Raw genomic sequence first — 17267 nt, forward strand, 5'->3', positions numbered from 1 at the left:
CGTTATGGCCGGATTTCTCGATGAATGGGCGACGCGGCGGTACAGACGCGACCTACATCACCGTCCCCCGCGGCAGCACGATCGCCCCAAGCCCGAGCCGCTTGAGCAACTCGTTCAGCGCGGCGACATCGCGCTCGATAATGGTGCGGAGCCGCCCCGACGCGGGCGCGAGCTCCTTGCCGAGGTCGGCGAGTCGCGCCGCGGCCGCAGGCGCCGGGCGTCCCTTCGGCCCGCCGGCGATATACCCGTCACTCCCGGTGACAAAGCCGTACAACTCCATCAGCTGGTTGTCGAGCTTGCCGGCGAAGCGGATGGGATCCTGGCCGCTCTGGCTCTTCACTTGTGAGAAGTCCAGCTCAACACTGCCGAGCTTGCCGGTGAGCGAGTCGATCGCCGGGCGCACGGCCCCGTCCTGGTTGATGCGCGCGGCCTGCTCCACGGCGCGCTGGGCCTGCTCGCGGACGGCACGAATGGTCTCGAGGGCGTTCTGCACAACGTTGATGGAGTCACGAATCGCGCTGCCGAGCCGGAACTGCTCGTCGTAGTCTGCTTGCGTGAGCGTGGTGAGACGGGGATCGGCAAGCAACCGGAAGGTCTGCGACATCGTGACGCCGTTGGCGGTGAGTCGCACGGTGTACTCACCCGGTGGTGCCTTCACCCCGCCGTTGTAGCCCCAGACCACCTGGCCCTTCACCGGCTTGGGTCCCGCGTAGGTGAGGTCCCAGGTCACGCGGAACATCCCTGCCTTCGTCTGGAGGGGCGGGAGCTGGCGCTCGCGCGCCTTCGCGGTATCGCTGCTAAACGCTCGCACCACCTGCCCGCGCGCGTCGAGCACATCGAGGGTCACCTCGGCGGTGGCCGCCTGGCGCAGGAAGACGTGGAACATCGCGCCGTTGGGCAGCGCGTCCGGTGCATTCTCCACACCGCCGGCACCACCACCGCCAACCTGGATGCGATAGGCATCACGCGGCTTGTAGAGGTGCGCGGCGGCGGTGCGGGCGACGGCGGCGGCCTGGTGCAGCGGCGTGAGGTCGTCGAGGATCCAGAGCGAACGTCCCTGGGTCGCGACCACGAGGTCGTTGCGGTGGACCCGGAGGTCGGCGACCGGGGTCACCGGAAGGTTGAGCTGCAGCGACTGCCAGGAGGAACCACCGTCAAAGGTGACAAAGAGGCCATGCTCCGTCCCGGCGTAGGCCAGCCCGTCCTTCGCGGGATCCTCGCGCACGGCGCGCACCGGAGAACCGGACGGGAGACCAGCCGTCACCGCGCGCCAGGTGCGGCCGTAGTCGTCGGTGCGGAAGATGTAGGGGCGATGGTCATCCATGCGAAACTTCTGCACGGCGACCCACGCGCGTCCGTCCTGGTGCGCCGAGAGGTCGATGTTCTCGACGGTGCCAAGCGCCGGCATCCCCGGGGGGGTGATCTCCTGCCAGGAGCGACCGCCATCGCGCGTGATGTGCAGGCGGCCATCGTCAGACCCGGCCCACAACGTCCGTGCGTCCTTCGGATCCTCCGAGATCGCGAAGATCGTGTTGTAGATCTCGACGCCGGTGATGTCGTTGTTGATCGGGCCGCCGGACGCGCTCTGGTGCTCCTTGTTGTTGGTCGTGAGGTCGGGGGAGATGGCTTCCCAGGTCGTTCCTGCATCACGCGAACGCAGCACCACCTGCGCGCCGTGGTACACGACGTTGGGGTCGTGGCGCGACACGACAATGGGCGCGACCCACTGGAACCGATACTTGAGGTCCTTCGCCGCCTGCCCCAGCTGCAGCTGCGGATAGGCGATCATGTTGCGACGGTCGTCGGTCGTGAGGTCCCAGCGATTGATGGCACCACCATAACAGCCGCCCCAGATCACCTCGGGGCGATCGGGGTGCAGCGCCACCGGGCCGGTCTCACAGCCCGACGCATACTTCCACTCGTTCATCGGGTGGAGGATGTTCGGGCCGCTCCACGCGGGAATGGAGATGCTGGTGTTGTCCTGCTGCGACGAGTACACGCGATACGGAAAGCCATTGTCGACGACCACGTCGTAGAACTCCGCCGTGGGCTGCGCGTTCATCGACGACCAGCTCTTGCCCTGCGTGAGGGAGACCACGGCTCCACCGTCGTCGCCGAGGACCATCAGGCGCGCGTTCGTGGGATTGATCCAGAGGTCGTGGGTGTCGCCATGCGGCACGTCGATCGAAGCGAACGTCTTGCCACCGTCAACCGACCGGTAGAGCCCCGTGTTGAGGGCGTAGACGGTGTTCTCGTTCTGCGGGTCGGCCTCGATGCGCGTGTAGTACCAGGCGCGCTGGCGCAGGTTGTTCTCGCTGTTGGTGCGCGTCCACGTCTTACCGGCGTCGTCGCTGCGATAGACGCCACCCTCCGGCTCCGCTTCAATGATTGCCCAGAGGCGATCGGGATTCGCGGCCGAGACGGTGATGCCGATCTTGCCGGTCAGCCCACTCGGCAATCCGCCGCCGAGCTTGTTCCAACTGTCCCCGCCGTCTGTCGACTTGTAGATGCCGCCTTCGCGGCTGCCGGAGATCATCGTCCACGGCTTGCGCTCGGCGCGCCACATGGCGGCGTACAGGATGCGCGGGTTGGCCGGGTTGACGACGATGTCCGAGGCGCCCGTGGAGTCGTTGAGGAAGAGGACCTTGTCCCACGACTTGCCGCCATCCCTCGTGCGGAAGACGCCGCGCTCGGGGTTCTTGCCGAAGGGATGGCCGAGGGCGGCGAGCCAGGCGACGTCCGGGTTGGTCGGGTGGATCGCCAGGCGACGGATTGCGCCCGATTCCGGCAGGCCGACAAACGACCAAGTGCGCCCGGCATCGGTGGACTTCCAGACGCCGCGCCCCTGCGACGAGTTGCCGCGAATGTCCGCCGAGCCGGTGCCGACGTAGATGACGTTGGGGTCGGAGTTGGCGACGTCGATCGCGCCAATGGAGCCGCCGAAGAAGCCGTCGGAGATGTTCGCCCAGCGGTTGCCGGCGTCCTCGGTCTTCCAGACGCCCCCGCCGGTGCTCCCCATGTAATAGAGGTGGGGCTGGCCGGCGACACCGGTGACCGCGGTGGAGCGTCCGCCGCGGAAGGGGCCGATCATCCGGTACTTGAGGCCGGCGTAGACGGCGGTGTCCACGTTGACCGCAGCGCGTGGCTGCGCGGCAGCGAGGACTGGGGCGAGTGTGGCAAGGGCGACGAGAATGCGCATCGGGGGTCGCTGGTGCGAGTCGTGGGGCGAGGGATCGCTCCGGTGGGGAGGGGAGCGCTCCAGTTACGAAAGTACTTGCCTGGCCGCCCGTTGCGGCACCATGCCGCTGCCCTTGCGGGCGAAGTCGCCGTTGGGCTTTGTCCCCGCGTCTGCCGTCTCTACCTGTCCACCCGCATCATCAGCCCTTTCACCCCCCGATCCGGGACGGTCACCCGCACTGGCTCCATCGCACCGCCGCCCAGGCGCGCCGCGACGACGGTCAGTTCGATCCCTGCGGGGAGGTCGCACAGCGTCGCGCGCCCGTAGCCGTCGGTGGTCAGCTCCCGGACGGCGGGCTCCGAACGCGTCCGGCTCACGACCCGCGTCCAGGTCAATTGCAGGGGGAGGTTGGCGACGAGGGAGTCGCCATCGCTGGTGCGCAGGGAGAGCCGGAGGGCGCCCGTGCCCCGACGGGCCGTGCGGCCGGGGCACAAGCGGGTGAAGATGTCCCGGGCGTTGAACGCGCGCAGCGTCACGCGCGGGGCGCGGCCCTGCTGCACCTCCACGCGGGCCTCGGCGGCCGCGAGGCCTAACGAGTCATATCCCGGCGACTCGACCAGGAGCGACCAGCTGCCATTCGGGACCGAGTCGACGGTGAACGCCCCCGAGCCACGGGCGATGGCGGTCAGTCGGCTGCCGGCGAGGCGAATCCGGGCCCCTTCCCAGGGTCTGTTGGCGCTGTCGCGCACGATACCGGCGATGCTGGCCAGGCTCGTGCCTCGCACGAACTCCTCGGCGGCTACCTCGCCGCCCTCCTCTCTTAACGGAAGGTTGGTCGGCCGTACCAGCAGCCAGGGCGCCGTGGTGAGCGGCGTGGTAAGCGGGGACGTCGGCCGTGCGGCGATCGGGAGGCGAATGAACCACCGACGGACGATCCAGGCGCCGCTGCCGAGTCGCGCAAAGTGGACCTCGCCGCCGACAAAGGCACTGGTGGCATTCGGGATCCCGCGGGAGTAGGTGAACTCGACAAATCGGAGTTCGAAGGTGCGTTCGTCGAGCCAGGCCGTGCCGATCACGTCCGGCAGGGTGCGCTCCGGCAGTGGACGGAAGCCGAGTCCGATGAGCCCGGGGCGATTGCGCTGCCGCCGTTCCTCAAAACAATGATCTCGCACGAAGGCGTCGGAGAGGAGCACCTCGGCGTCGGGGCCGTAGTATGTCGTGCTGCCGTCGGTCTCGCTCCACCAGTATCCCTTGAGCGAGAGGGAGTCGGGATCGACCGAGGTGAAAGGGCGTGAGACGACACCGGCGACCTCGCTGCGCGTCTCGCTGAGGATGCGTGCGTCGCGCGGCTCGAGCTCGCGGACGTAGCGCGTCACATGGGCGCGAAACAGCTCATCGCGGAGCGAGAGCTGCGAGGCAAACAACGCCGTGCGTGCCTCTTCCCAGAGGGAGGCGATACGGGCCACGTTGCCGTTGCGTGCGCAGGTGGCGAGGCCCGTGACCACGACTTCTGGCAGCGTGTAGAGGACCGCCTCGATCTGCAGGTCCCGCACGACCGTTTCACCGGGTCCCACGTCGAAGGGGGTTGTCTGCACGCGGCGGACGCCAATCCGCTTGGCGCTGAGGATGTATCGACCGGCGGCGGGAAGCCGGATGGCGAAGGTGCCGTCGGCGGCGGAGAGCGCGGCGCCGCTGCGTTGCGACCCGCCCTCCGGGAAGACCTCGACGACCACCCCGCCTAACGGTGATGCGGTCGCGCGCTCGGTGAGGTGGCCCCGCACGAGCTGGGCCTCGACCACCCATGGCGCGAGGAGCGACAGTGCGGCGAGCGCTGCGGCGCGGAGGCGCACCCTCATGGTGGCATGCGCAGCGCGTGGATGCTGCCCGGTCGGAGTCGCAGCGAATCACGCGCCACGAGGGCCCTATCGGCACCGAGCAGCTCGATGCGGAGCGGTTGCCGGGCCGGGATGTTGCAGAAGGTGGCGCTCCGCGCTTCATCGAGCCCGCTCACTTCGGTCTGTGGCGTGATACGTATGGACGTGGCACCGGAGTTCGGCTTCTCGAAGGTGTCGAAGCGTATCCGGACGGTGGTGACATCGGGGCGCGTCACCACGAGTCGCAGCGCCCCGCGATCCTCGTCCATCTCCGCGCGGTCGCACAACCGACGCAACAGCGGCTCGGTGCCGATCGCCCGGAGTGCGGTCACCGACTGGCTGGCTTCGGCAATATCCAGCTCCTGCTCGGCCGCGAGCAGTCCAAGGGCCTCGTAATCCGGGTGTTCGAGGATGAGGGTGAAGCCGCCAGCCGGCAGGGAATCGAGCCGAAAGTAGCCATCCGCCCGTGTGGTGGCGCGATGTGCAGTGCCAGACAAACGGACAGTTGCACCTCGCAGGGGCAGGTGACCCGTGGAGTCTGTGGCGCGTCCGGTGAGGGACGCGGATTGGGACGTTGATCGTGCACCGTCCGGCGTGACCTCCCCACCATCCTCCTTGTAGCGCAGCACTTCCATGGGGGCGGTGGAGCCCGGCAACCCGGACGATCGGGCGATCCCGAGTTCCGGCATGCGGATGAACCACCGCGACACGTACCAGGTCCCGTTTGGCGTAACCGAAAACCGGACCTCGCCGCGTGGGTCGCCGCGTGGCACGACCTGCGATACGTTAAGGTAGCGAAATTCGACCAGGCGCAGCTCGTGCGAGGCGCTGTCCATCCAGAACGATCCCCGGATCTCCGGCGTCGTGCGGTCGAGCAGGGGTTCGAAGGCCAGGCCCACGAGCCCCTCCCGTGCGCGGGGAACGAGGGAGAAGCAATGGTCGCGCAGGAACTCCGGTGAGGTGAGAATCTCGGCGTCGGGCGCAAAGAAACTGTAGGCCCCGTCGGGGTCGGCCTGCATGTACCCCTTGTTCGACAACTCCTCAGGCGTGAGCGCGCGGAATGGGCGTTCCGTGGTCCCGCGCCTGACGCTGCGTTCCTCGCGGGTGATCCGGAGCGACGACGGGCTGAGTTGCCGCGTGTACCGGACCATGGTCGCCGTGAAGAGCCGATCCCGCAGGGCGAGGCGACTGGCCGTGAGCGCTGCGCGGGTCTCGTCCCACAGCACAGCGACCTGCGCGGCCTCGTTGGGGCGGATCGAGCACGGTGCGTCCGTGACGACCTCGATGACCGGGAGTGCCGCGGTGAAGTCGATCGCCTCGAGCGTGATGTCGTGACGGCGTGCATCACCAACGCCGAGTGCGAAGGGCGGGGAGGCGTAACGCTTGAGGCCCACGCGCTTGGCGGTGAGGACAAAGCGGCCCGCCGCACTGGCCTGCACCGCGAACTCGCCACGCGCGTCGGTGAGGACGGCGACGGCGGCGCGACGCGGCGCGGCGCCTTCCACTCCGGCGTCATCGAGCTGCACGACGACCCCGGAGATCGGGGCGCGGGTGAGGGCGTCGGTGACGGTGCCCCGGACGACCTGCGCGTGCGCCAGCGCCGCCACGAGGCTTGCGAGCGACAGGAGACGCCACCGAATCCTCACGGAGCCTTCACCCGATCGTAATGGATCGATAACCGCAGTTTCACCACGCTGGCCGACGTTAGGGGTAGCAGGAGAGGGAACCGCGCAGGCCATCCCACACACCGATGGAGGAATCGATGTCCGCCCGCATGAAGGTCAAGCTTCCCGAGTCCGCACGCGAACGCAAGCGTTCCTTTGGTGGAACGTCCGTGAGCACGCTGTTGCACGCGGCGCTCATTGGCGGGACCGTGGTGGCCACCGGAAAGACGGTCGAGACGATGTACGAGCCGGTGGCTCCCGTGGATCTCGTGTACGTGGTACCCAGACAGCAGCCGCCGGCCCCGGAGCCGCCGCCTGAGGCGCCGCGTCCCCCGGAGATACCCACGGACGTGCCGCCGGTGCCCAACATGGTCGTCAAGCCGGTCAACCTGGCCGTGATCCCGGAGGGGCTGCCGCCAGTCGACACCCGCATCGGGACCACGCTGATTGACTCGTTCAAGGTGGCGACGCGCGACTCGACCCCTGCGGGCGTCGGCACCGGGGTGGTCGGCAACGAGCCGCTGACGGAGGCAATGGTGGAGAAGGCGGTGCAGGCGCGTGCCGGGAACCCGACGCCAAAGTATCCCTCGTTCCTGGCGTCGGCCGGCGTCGAGGGGGCGGTCTACGCGCAGTTCGTCGTGGATACGACGGGGCGCGTGGAGCCGGAGTCGATCCGTTTCACGAAGAGCGACCACGCGTTGTTCGAGCGTGAGGTCCGGCAGGTGTTGCTGAAGTCGCGCTTTGTGCCGGCGGAGTTCGGGCGGCACCGGGTGCGGCAGCGGGTGGAGCAGGCGTTCGCCTTCGCCCTCAAGCGTTAGGCACGCCCCGGGAAGGCCTCCTGCAGCATGCGGCGGACGCTCGCGTCGGTGGTGAGCGCCGCCGCGTCCTGCGGGAAGAGCCAGCGGGCCTCGACCCGTTCCAGGCTTGCGGGGGTCGGCAGCCCCTCGACCACGGCCAGGAAGCGCAGATCGTGGTGCAGGTGCGCCGGCGCCGCGCCCCGCGCGGGGATCTCATGAATGTCGAGGTCGAAACAGGCAGGGCTGATGGTCGCGTCGAGCCCGGTCTCCTCGAGGACCTCGCGATGCGCGGCGGCCACCAGGGTCGGGTCACTGGGCTCGATGTGCCCCCCGGGTTGTAGCCAGAGGGCGAGCGTGGGGTGATGGATGAGCAGCACCTGTTCCGCATCGCGTGAGATCACGAGCGCGCTGGCGGTGAAGTGACCAGGCTCGAACTGGTCGCGAACGAACGGCGACGTGGTGGTGGCCAACAGGTCGAGCATCTGCGCGTGGTGCGCCCGCTCGCGCGCGTCCGCGGGGGTGAAGGCGTCGAGGAGTTCGAGGACGTGAAACCCGCGTGGGTCGCGGGTGAGGACGCGGGTCGTCACGAGTTGCGAGAGGGGGGACGAAAGGCAGACGGCAGATAGGGCCAGCGGCTACCGGCGGCGCGTGCGACGCCGCGGGCTCGGCAAGAGCGATCCCATCATCCCGCGCACGAGACGTCCGGTGATCGCCACAGCCGCCGTGCGCACCATGCTCTTGGCGATGCTGGAGTCGAGCACGCGACCCAGGAACCCACCTTCATCTTCCTTGGCCTTCGCCTTTGCCTTCGGCGCTTCCGCCTCCTCCTCCGGGGCGTCCACCACCCGCGCGGCCAGCATCTCGCGGGCACTCTCGTTGTCGACGGCGGTCGCGTATTTCTTCACCTGCGGCGTGGACAGGCGCTGCGCCAGCTCTGGGTCGGTGAGCGGGCCCATGCGGGACTGCGGCGGGATCATCCGGGAGATGAACGGCAGCGTCGGCGCCCCGTTCGCCTGCAGCGTCACGACCATCGCCTCGCCGATGCCGAGCGTGGTCAGCACCTGCTGCACGTCGTAGTACTCGGTGCGCGGGAATGTGCGGGACGCCGCGCGGAGGTTCTTCTCGTCGTCGGGGGTGAATGCGCGCAACGCATGTTGCACCCGGTTCCCCAGCTGAGCGAGCACCGTCTCGGGAATGTCCTTCGGGCTTTGCGTGATGAAGAACACGCCCACGCCCTTGGACCGGATCAAGCGCACCACCTGCTCGATCTGGTCCATCAACGCGTCGTTGGCGTTGTCGAACAGCAGGTGCGCCTCATCAAAGAAGAAAACCAGCTTGGGCTTCTCGATGTCGCCGACTTCCGGCAGCTCGTTGTACAGCGAGGCCAGCATCCAGAGCATGAAGGTCGAGAATAACGCGGGGCGCTGCTGCACGTCGGACAACGACAGCACACTCACCAACCCGCGTCCGTCCCGCTCGACCTGCAGCAGGTCATCGAGGTCGAACATCGGCTCCCCGAAGAAATTCTCCGCCCCCTGCTGCTCCAGCTCAATCATCTCGCGCAGCAACACCCCGACCGTGGCCTTGGACATCGCGCCGTAGGCCTTGAGTTCATCGGCCCCGTCATCCGAGAGGAATTGCAGGACGGCGCGCAGGTCGCTCAGGTCGAGCAACAACAAGCCCTTGTCGTCGCAGTACTTGAACACCATCGCCAGCACCGACGCCTGCGTCTCGTTCAGCCCGAGGACGCGCGACATCAGCAGCGGTCCAAAGCTCGAGACCGTCGCACGCAGCTGCGCTCCCTTCGCCCCCGTCAACGACAGGAATTCCACGGGGAAGCCGGTCGCATGCCACGCATACCCGGTATCCGACGCCCGCTTCGTCACCTTCTCGTTGGACTCACCCGGCACGGCAACGCCGGACAGGTCGCCCTTGATGTCCGCCAGGAAGACGGGGACGCCGTTCGCCGACAACTGTTCGGCGATGAGCTGCAGTGACTTTGTCTTTCCGGTGCCGGTCGCGCCGGCGATCAGTCCATGCCGGTTGAGCATGGCCAGCGGGACCTGCACGAGCGGTTCCGGGTGGCATTCGCCCTCATGCACGACGGCGCCGAGGGTGATGGCCGTCCCCTTGGTGGTGAACGCGGCGCGCGCAGAGTCGATGACGTGGGGATTCATGAACGTCTTCTCGGGAGTATTGAATCAGTGAGGTGGGAGGCCGCGCTGGGGACTGCGAGGAGCCAGCGTCGGGGACTTCGCGCGGCGCCGTGCGGCCGCCCCTGTCCGAACGGTTAGCCAGCCGCCGCGGCACTACGCTGCCGGTTGGCTGAAGTTGCGCTCGGACCGATCTCGCTGACGGGCATGAGTGGCGAGTCACTCGCAATGCTGGCCAGGTCCCAACCCATCCCCTTCAAGTTGTTGTGCCAGATGACCTTTCCATCCTGCGGGTTGAGGCACCACATCTCGCCCTTCGCCGTGGCGTAGAGGAACTCCTGGTCGCGGGTGACCTGCGTGTAGAACTGGCCCTTCAGGGCTGTTTTCCACACCATCTCGCCCGTGAGGCGATTGAGGGCAATGACGTGGCCCTTGATGCCGATGTAAACGAGGGTCGGACGACGCGGGGGCATGTGACCTTGCGGGAAGGAGGTTCAGACGGGACCATAAGTTGGCAGGATTCCCGCACCAGCGTGAGGAGGAGTTCATCATGTGCGACTGAACGGCCGCGGTGCCGAGGACCCTGTACTCAGGCGCCGCCGGGGTGGTCCTCTTCCTCGCCGAGCAGGCGGGGGCGGGGGGGGGGGGGGCCCCGGCGGGGGGGGGGCGGGGCCGACGGCCGATCACGGCGCGCGGGGTCCGCCGGTCCCGTACTTGGCCAGGCGGGTTGGTCGCGTCGGCGCTCCGGCGAGCGAGGAAGTTGTCAGCCAACGCCTCCGCACACCGCCGACATGCACGAAAAGACCCCGCTGGAACTTCCCGAAGCCGAGATGCGCGCCCTGGGGCACCACGCCCTCGAGGCCGCGATTCGATATATCACCACGTTGCGCGACGCCCCGGTGGCGATGGCCATGCCCTCGCGTGCCGAAACCGAGGCGGTGCTGCGCACCCCACTCCCGGAACATGGCTCGGATCCCAGGGAACTGATCGACTTCGTGGAGCGCCACGTCTTCCCGCCGCTCTTTCACGCCGACCATCCGCGCTTCTATTCGTTTGTCCCGAGCCCGACGAACTTCGTCTCCGTCGTCGCGGACTTGCTGGTCAGTGCCCACAACTCGTTCATGGGGCACTGGATGGCGTCGTCGTGGGCATCGCAGGTCGAGATCATTGTCATCGACTGGCTCAAGGAACTCTGCGGACTCCCGCAGGAAGGAGCGGGGATCCTCCTGAGTGGCGGGTCCATGGCCAATCTCTCGGCGATCGCGACGGCGCGCGAGGTGAAGCTCGGCGGGCCCGACGAGCGGGGCGTGCTCTATTGCTCGGACCAGACGCACTCCTCGCTGGCGAAGGGGTTTCGCATCCTCGGGTTCCGGCGCGAGCAGCGGCGCGTGGTCCCCACGGACGCGCGGCTGCGGCTGGACGTTGGTGCCTTGGCGCGGATGGTCCTGGAGGATCGGATGGCCGAACGCCGGCCATTCTGCGTGGTGGTGAACGGCGGGACGACCAACACGGGGGCGGTGGATCCGCTGCATGAAGTCGCGGACTTCTGCGCAGCCGAGGGGCTGTGGATGCACGTGGACGGCGCGTACGGAGCGGCAGCAGTAATCAGCGAGCGTGGGCGCAAGGCGCTCGACGGGCTCGGTCGTGCAGACTCCATCACCTTGGACCCGCACAAGTGGATGTTCCAGCCCTATGAACTCGGCTGCCTCCTCGTGCGCGATGCGCGCACCCTGCGCACCGCGTTTCGGTTGAGCGACGACGACCATGCCGACTACCTCACGGACGTCACGCGCCACATCAGTGAAGAGGTCAACTTCTACGAGATGGGGCCGCAGCTCACGCGGTCGTTCAAGGCGCTCAAGTTGTGGCTCTCGCTGCGGGCGTTTGGGCTCGCCGAGTTCCGTCGTGGCGTGGATGTGGGGTTCGACATGGCCGAGGCGGCGGAGCGCGCGTTGCGCGCGGACCCGCGCTGGGAGGTGGTCACGCCGGCCCAGATGGGGGTGATCACCTTCCGCTGGCGCGGGGACGGTGGGTATGCCGCCGTGCAGGAGGACACCATCGTGCGGCGCGTGGTGGACGACATGCGCCTGGACGGCTACGCCCTGGTGATGTCGACCCTCGTGGGTGGTCGTCCGGTGCTGCGCATCTGCGCGATCAACCCCGGGGCGCGGGTGGCCGAGGTGGAGGAGACCATTCGGCGGCTGACCGGTTACGCGGCGGCGACACGCTAATCGTCGTCTCACGGGAGCTTAATCAAGTCCTAATCCCGCGTACCTCGACGGCGCAACCTAAATCCCGCAAGATGGGCCGACCCCTGTCGGAGTGTCGGCATGTGGACTGGCTGCTGGTGGGTTGGGTGCGTGTTGGCGCTGGGGGCGGCGCCGGGGATTCAGGCCCAGGCAAAGGCGGACGTCATCACGGGACGGGTCATCGGCCCGGACAGCGCCGCGGTGGCCGGGGCGACCATCGTCGTCATGGACACGACCGCGCGCACGACCACTGCGGGGCGAACCGGGGTCGATGGTCGCTACAGCGTCTCGGTGGAGGGGGGGAGCGGACGCTACCTCGTGCGGGCGCAGGCGCCGGGGCTGCGTCCCGACCAGCGTTTTCTCACACGTGGTGATTCGCCCAGCTCGCTCGTCGCCGACTTCCGCCTCGGCACCCAGCCACAAACGATGGCGGCAGTGCGCGTGCAGGCACGACGACCACGGCCGCAGCGTGAGAATCCGTTTGGCGATGAACTCGGTGGTGGAAACTTCTTCGGCGGCCGTATGCCGACCGCCGGCGACGCAAACGACCTTGCCTCGTGGGCCGCACTCAGCCCCGGCCTGTCCCCCATCCTCGGCTCCGATGGCAGCATGGGCGGGTTCTCGGCGCTTGGGCTCGGCGGCGACCAGAACAACATGATGTTCCAGGGGATGCAGATGTCCGGCGTGGAGATCCCACGAGCCGGTGGTGCATTCCCGATCATGTCGACCAACTCGGCGGATCCCTCACGAGGTGGCTTCACCGGCGGGTTGGCGCAGATGTATGTGTCCAGCGGGTCCAATTTCCGGAACTACAACGCGGTCGTGAACATCGAGGATCCCACGCTCCAGGCAACGGATCGCGCGGCGGCGCGCCTGGGGCAGGAGTTCCGCAATGTGCTGGTGAGTGCCGCGGTCCAGGGGCCGATCGTGGAGGATCGCATCTACTACAACACCTCGTTCCAGGTCACGCGACGGACGAGCGACCTCGCCTCGTTGCTCGGGCTGGATGGGCAGGCGCTTCAGGCGGTCGGCCTGTCCCGGGATTCGCTAAACCGCTTTGAACAGTTGGTCACCGGGGCAGGCATTCCGCTCACCCTCGCGGGATTCGGGAGCCAGCGGGTGAACGACAACGCGACCCTCATCGGTCGCTTTGATCTGTCGCCCACCGGGACGACCGCGGCCAACCTGGTCACCACGCTGAACGCCGGCCGCTCGCGCGGGCTTGGCATCGGACCGACCTCGCCCTTGGCGGCGGGCGGGGAGAGCACCACCCGCGGCGCCTCGGCCGTATACACCTGGTCGAAGTACTATCGCCAGGCCTTCCTGCAGGAGTTCAAGGGAGCGGCGGGTTACACGCGACGTGCGAGCGAGCCATGGCTCGACCTGCCGTCGGGGCGTGTGCGTGTGCAGTCGCAGCTGGTGGACGGGACAGCCGGCACCACCTCGCTGGGGTTCGGGGGCAACGCCGGCCTCGCCGATGAAAGCCGCAGCGGCAACTGGGAGCTTCAGTCGAACACCTCGTGGGTCTCCGCGGACAACAAGCACCGACTCAAGCTCGCCTCCAGCCTGCAGTATGCCTGGTCGTCGCAGGAATCCGCGCAGAATGCGCTCGGCACCTGGACGTACAACTCCCTCGATGACCTGGCTCGGGGGGTACCGGCGTCGTTCACGCGCAACCTGACGCCACGCGTGCGCGACGCGGCGGGATTCAACTGGTTCACGTCCATCGGCGACTCCTGGCGCGTGGGTGACGCCACCGCGGTGCAAGGAGGGCTGCGCCTGGAGGGGAACTACTTCACGCGCTTACCGGGCTACAACCCGGAGGTGGAGCGGCAGTTCGGGATCCGCACCGATCGTGCACCGAACCGTTGGCGCCTCAGCCCGCGGCTGGGCTTTCGGCACACCTTCAACCTGCCGAAGCAGTCACCGACAGGGCCGCCCGCGTTCTTCGATGAGCGAAAGATCTGGACCATACGCGCCACCGTGGGCGAGTATCGCAACATGGTGCCGGCGACCCTGTTGTCTGGGGCGTTCGACGCGACGGGGCTGCCGAGTGGCTGGCGCCAGCTTTCCTGCTTTGGTGCGGCGGCGCCGCAACCCGTGTGGGATGACGCGGCGTCCACGCCGGAACGTTGCCTCGACGGGGCCACGGGTGGGTTGCTGACCGACGCCGTACCGCGGGTGCTCGCCTACGGCGGGGACTGGGATGCCTCGCGCAGCCAACGCGTCAACGCGTCGGTGGCTCGTGTGGCGGGTCCACTGCGTGCGACCATCGATGTCACATGGGCGCGCAACGTCAATCAAGGATCGAACTACGACCACAACTTTGCCGGACGTCCGGCGTTCACCCTGCCGGACGAAGCGGGACGTCCCGTGTTCGTCACGGCGGCCGGGATCGATCCGCGCACGGGTGCGACCTCGCCGCGCGGGAGTCGGTTGGTGGATGCCTTCGGGCAGGTCAACGTGCAGCGCGCCGACCTGCGTTCGGAGAGCCGCCAGCTGATCCTGTCGCTCAGCCCGCGCCGGTTCTCGAACAACTACTTCTGGAACGTCACCTGGACGCAGACCGCGACGCGGGGCCAGCAGCGTGGTTTCGGTGGATCCGGGATTGGGGATCCACGGCTGGTGGAGTGGGGGCCATTGGGCTTTGCACCACGGCATCAAGTGGCGACGCAGTTCAGCCTTGGTGTACAGGGGTGGCCATTCCGGCTGACCCTCAACCATCGGCTGAGTTCGGGGACACCGTTCACTCCTACCGTGGGTGGCGACGTGAACGGTGACGGCGTCTCTGGTGATCGCGCCTTCATTGCCGGTCGCGGCGTCGGTGATCCGGCCTTGGCAACCGCGATCGATGCCGTGGCGGCAGGGGGCCCGTCGTACGTGCGCGATTGCCTGCGCGCGCAGGCCGGCCGCTTTGCGGGACTCAACTCCTGCCGAGGCCCCTGGACGCAGACCATGGGGCTCGTGATGAACGTGCTCCCGGGGCGCCTGGGGGTACCAACGCGGATGAACCTGTCGCTGACGGCGTGGAACCCGTTAGGCGGGGTCGACCAGCTGGTGAACGGGAACGACCTGCGGGGCTGGGGACAGGCGGGCTTCGCCGATCCGACCTTGCTCTACGTGCGCGGCTTTGATCCCGCCCGCCAGCGTTTCCAGTACGAAGTGAACCCGCGGTTCGGCGATGCCCGCGCCTCGCGCACGGCGTTCCGGGCTCCTTTCCGGTTGGCCCTGGAGGCTCGGTTCCGCCTCGGGCCGCCAAACGATCAACAGCAATTGTCGCGTGAGCTGTCGCTCGGCAGGACGCGCAAGGGGGACCGGCTGGTGAGTGCGCGCTTTCGGCAGACCTACGCCCGCATCCCCTTCAATCCGCTGCCGCAGCTCCTGCAGATGCGGGATTCGCTCGGTCTGACCGCGGCGCAGGTGGACTCGCTGAACGCCCTGCAGCGCCGCGTGCAGGATCGCATGGAGGCAGCCTGGGCGCCGACGGCCGACTGGCTCGGCGCGTTGGGCGACACGTACGACTTGAAGGAGGCGCTGCAACGGGTGCGAGACACGCGCCAGAAGGTGCTTCCGATCTTCTCGGAGTTCATGGCCGATATGCGCCGCCAACTGCGCGAGGACCAAGTCGAGAAACTCCCGGAGTTCGTCCGCCAGTTCTTCAATCCGGCGTTTGTTCGCCTGTTCCAGAACCAGGGGATGTTCGAGGTGTTCATCGCCTTCTGAGGTGTCGCGGGGCCCGTCAGGGAAGGGGAAGTGGAATCAAGGGACCTGGCGGGTCTCCGCGTGCCGCGGCGGGACGACCTTGAGACTGCGGCCGTGCCGTTCCTGGCGCGTCGCGCAGCGGTGGGTACCATCGATGCCGACGCCCGTCTAGCCTTCTACGGTGTCCTCGCCGCAGCTGATTTCCGGTACTTCGCAGCGCGCCCGGCTGCCGCAGGTTGGCGGTCCCGTGGCATCGCCACCGTTCCGGGTGCCTGCAGCGCACTTCGTCGCGTCGCTGTCCTGGCTGTTGGTGGCCGCAGGGATGCTGGTGTGGTTGGCACCGCGCCTTGCCCTGGGGCGTGTGTTCGATCCTCCGGTGCTCGCCCTTGTTCACGTCGTCATGCTCGGGGTGGTCGCTTCCGCGATCTTTGGGGCGCTGAACCAGTTCGTTCCCGGGGCGCTGGGTGTGCCGCTGCGCAGTGTACGTGTGGCGATGGCAGGCTTCTGGCTGCTCCAGGCCGGCGTCGTGTTGCTGGTGGCCGGGCTGTGGCTGTGGCGCGGGGTGTTGCAGGGTCTTGGGTGGCTGCTGGTGTTTGGGGCCGTGAGCGCCGTTTCGTATAACACGCTGCGTGCGCGGCGGCACTCGATTCACGGCAAGCTCGTCGGCCTCTACCTGAGCGTCTCGCACTCGGCGCTCGGCGTCGCCATGGGTGTCGCCGTTGCGCGGATCGGCGACACCGTAGGCTGGTGGCAGGTCGATCGCGTGTCACTCCTGGCCGCGCATGCGCTCCTTGGCGCCCTCGGGTTTGGCACGTTGAGTGCTATCGGCGTTGCCAGTCGCATGCTCCCCACCTTCTTGCTCGGTCCCGGCGACGATAGGCGCTGGCTTCACGCCCAGCTGGCAGTGACGGTCGTGGGACTGCTCACCGTCGTGACCGGAGCTTTCTTGGGATACACGCCGGCGATGCGTCTCGGGGGCGGGACCCTCGTCGCAGGTGGCTGCCTCACCGTCGGACTCGGTGTCCGCTGGTTCAGGCGCCGGCATCGCGCGCTCGACCCTGCGCTGTGGCATGTGGTGGCAGCGTTTGTGGCGCAGGCGCTGGCGACGGTCGAAGGAACACGGTTGCTCGTGGGCGCGCTGAACGACTTCACGCAGTGGGCGGTGCTCCTCGTGCTGCTCGTGATCGGCTGGCACGTGACGCTCGTCATCGGGGTCATGTCCAAGATCCTGACGCACTTGAGCTACAACAATCTTGCGCCGGTGATGCCGGGGTTCGCGGCGCTCGGTTCGCCCGACCGCCTGCTTCGTCGGGACTGGCAAGGCGCGAGCGCCGCCCTGCTGACGCTGGGCTGGTGCGGTGCGGCGACGGCGATAGCGCGTCATGCGCCTGGCGCGGCTCGCGTCGCGGCGCTGCTCTGGAGCTGTGGGGCGACCCTCACAGTGGCGAACTACGTTCGAATGCTCGTGCGTGGCCGTGATTCGGTGACCCGCGCGCCTGTCTGAGCGCGCGCAACCGGCGGGTCCCGTTGGTCGAGCGTTCGCTGTCCGGGAATCCCCGTCCATCGCGTCATCGCCCGCCCTACTGCCGCGTACGGCGCGCGGAGCGATGATGCCACGCCTTCCGAGGAGCGATGTGACGTGACTGCGGT

The 17267-nt window shown here is 68.0% G+C and carries 10 protein-coding genes; 4 read left to right on the forward strand and 6 right to left on the reverse strand.

The genetic code is table 11. The features are described 5' to 3' along the window. Nucleotides 1-52: 52 nt before the first annotated feature. The 3 genes from IPK85_08280 to IPK85_08290 form a co-directional block, all read right to left on the reverse strand. Nucleotides 53-3199, reverse strand: coding sequence for a glycosyl hydrolase (locus IPK85_08280; GenBank protein ID MBK8247377.1), 3147 nt, complete (start codon nucleotides 3197-3199; stop codon nucleotides 53-55). Between the two features lie 158 nt (nucleotides 3200-3357). Then, complete coding sequence (locus tag IPK85_08285) at nucleotides 3358-5034, reverse strand: carboxypeptidase regulatory-like domain-containing protein (protein ID MBK8247378.1); 1677 nt, start codon at nucleotides 5032-5034, stop codon at nucleotides 3358-3360. Further along, complete coding sequence (locus IPK85_08290; protein MBK8247379.1) at nucleotides 5031-6698, reverse strand: carboxypeptidase regulatory-like domain-containing protein; 1668 nt, start codon at nucleotides 6696-6698, stop codon at nucleotides 5031-5033. Before IPK85_08290 ends, IPK85_08285 begins: the two co-directional genes overlap by 4 nt. A gap of 116 nt (nucleotides 6699-6814) precedes the next feature. Here IPK85_08290 and IPK85_08295 point away from each other — a divergent pair, with 116 nt between their 5' ends. Next, complete coding sequence (locus tag IPK85_08295; GenBank protein MBK8247380.1) at nucleotides 6815-7534, forward strand: TonB family protein; 720 nt, start codon at nucleotides 6815-6817, stop codon at nucleotides 7532-7534. Here IPK85_08295 and IPK85_08300 read toward each other — a convergent pair. The 3 genes from IPK85_08300 to IPK85_08310 all read right to left on the reverse strand — a co-directional run bounded on the left by IPK85_08300 (nucleotide 7531) and on the right by IPK85_08310 (nucleotide 10139). Further along, on the reverse strand, nucleotides 7531-8100 hold the full coding sequence (locus tag IPK85_08300) for an NUDIX hydrolase (GenBank protein MBK8247381.1): 570 nt from the start codon (nucleotides 8098-8100) through the stop codon (nucleotides 7531-7533). The genes IPK85_08295 and IPK85_08300 overlap by 4 nt on opposite strands. Before the next feature lie 48 nt (nucleotides 8101-8148). Further along, entirely contained in the window at nucleotides 8149-9690 is a 1542-nt protein-coding gene (locus tag IPK85_08305) for a DUF853 family protein (GenBank protein MBK8247382.1), read from the reverse strand. Nucleotides 9691-9803: 113 nt separating this feature from the next. After that, a complete protein-coding gene (locus tag IPK85_08310) occupies nucleotides 9804-10139 on the reverse strand; it encodes a PQQ-binding-like beta-propeller repeat protein (GenBank protein ID MBK8247383.1) in 336 nt (111 codons plus the stop codon). A 318-nt stretch (nucleotides 10140-10457) separates the two neighbouring features. Between IPK85_08310 and IPK85_08315 the strand changes: the two genes are divergently transcribed. The 3 genes from IPK85_08315 to IPK85_08325 all read left to right on the forward strand — a co-directional run bounded on the left by IPK85_08315 (nucleotide 10458) and on the right by IPK85_08325 (nucleotide 17121). Further along, on the forward strand, nucleotides 10458-11897 hold the full coding sequence (locus IPK85_08315) for a decarboxylase (protein MBK8247384.1): 1440 nt from the start codon (nucleotides 10458-10460) through the stop codon (nucleotides 11895-11897). Nucleotides 11898-11996: 99 nt separating this feature from the next. Then, nucleotides 11997-15638, forward strand: coding sequence for a carboxypeptidase regulatory-like domain-containing protein (locus tag IPK85_08320; GenBank protein MBK8247385.1), 3642 nt, complete (start codon nucleotides 11997-11999; stop codon nucleotides 15636-15638). Between the two features lie 226 nt (nucleotides 15639-15864). Next, nucleotides 15865-17121, forward strand: coding sequence for a hypothetical protein (locus IPK85_08325; protein MBK8247386.1), 1257 nt, complete (start codon nucleotides 15865-15867; stop codon nucleotides 17119-17121). The last annotated feature ends 146 nt before the right edge of the window (nucleotides 17122-17267 follow it).

This window comes from Gemmatimonadota bacterium (genome assembly GCA_016712265.1).
Classification (GTDB): domain Bacteria; phylum Gemmatimonadota; class Gemmatimonadetes; order Gemmatimonadales; family Gemmatimonadaceae; genus RBC101.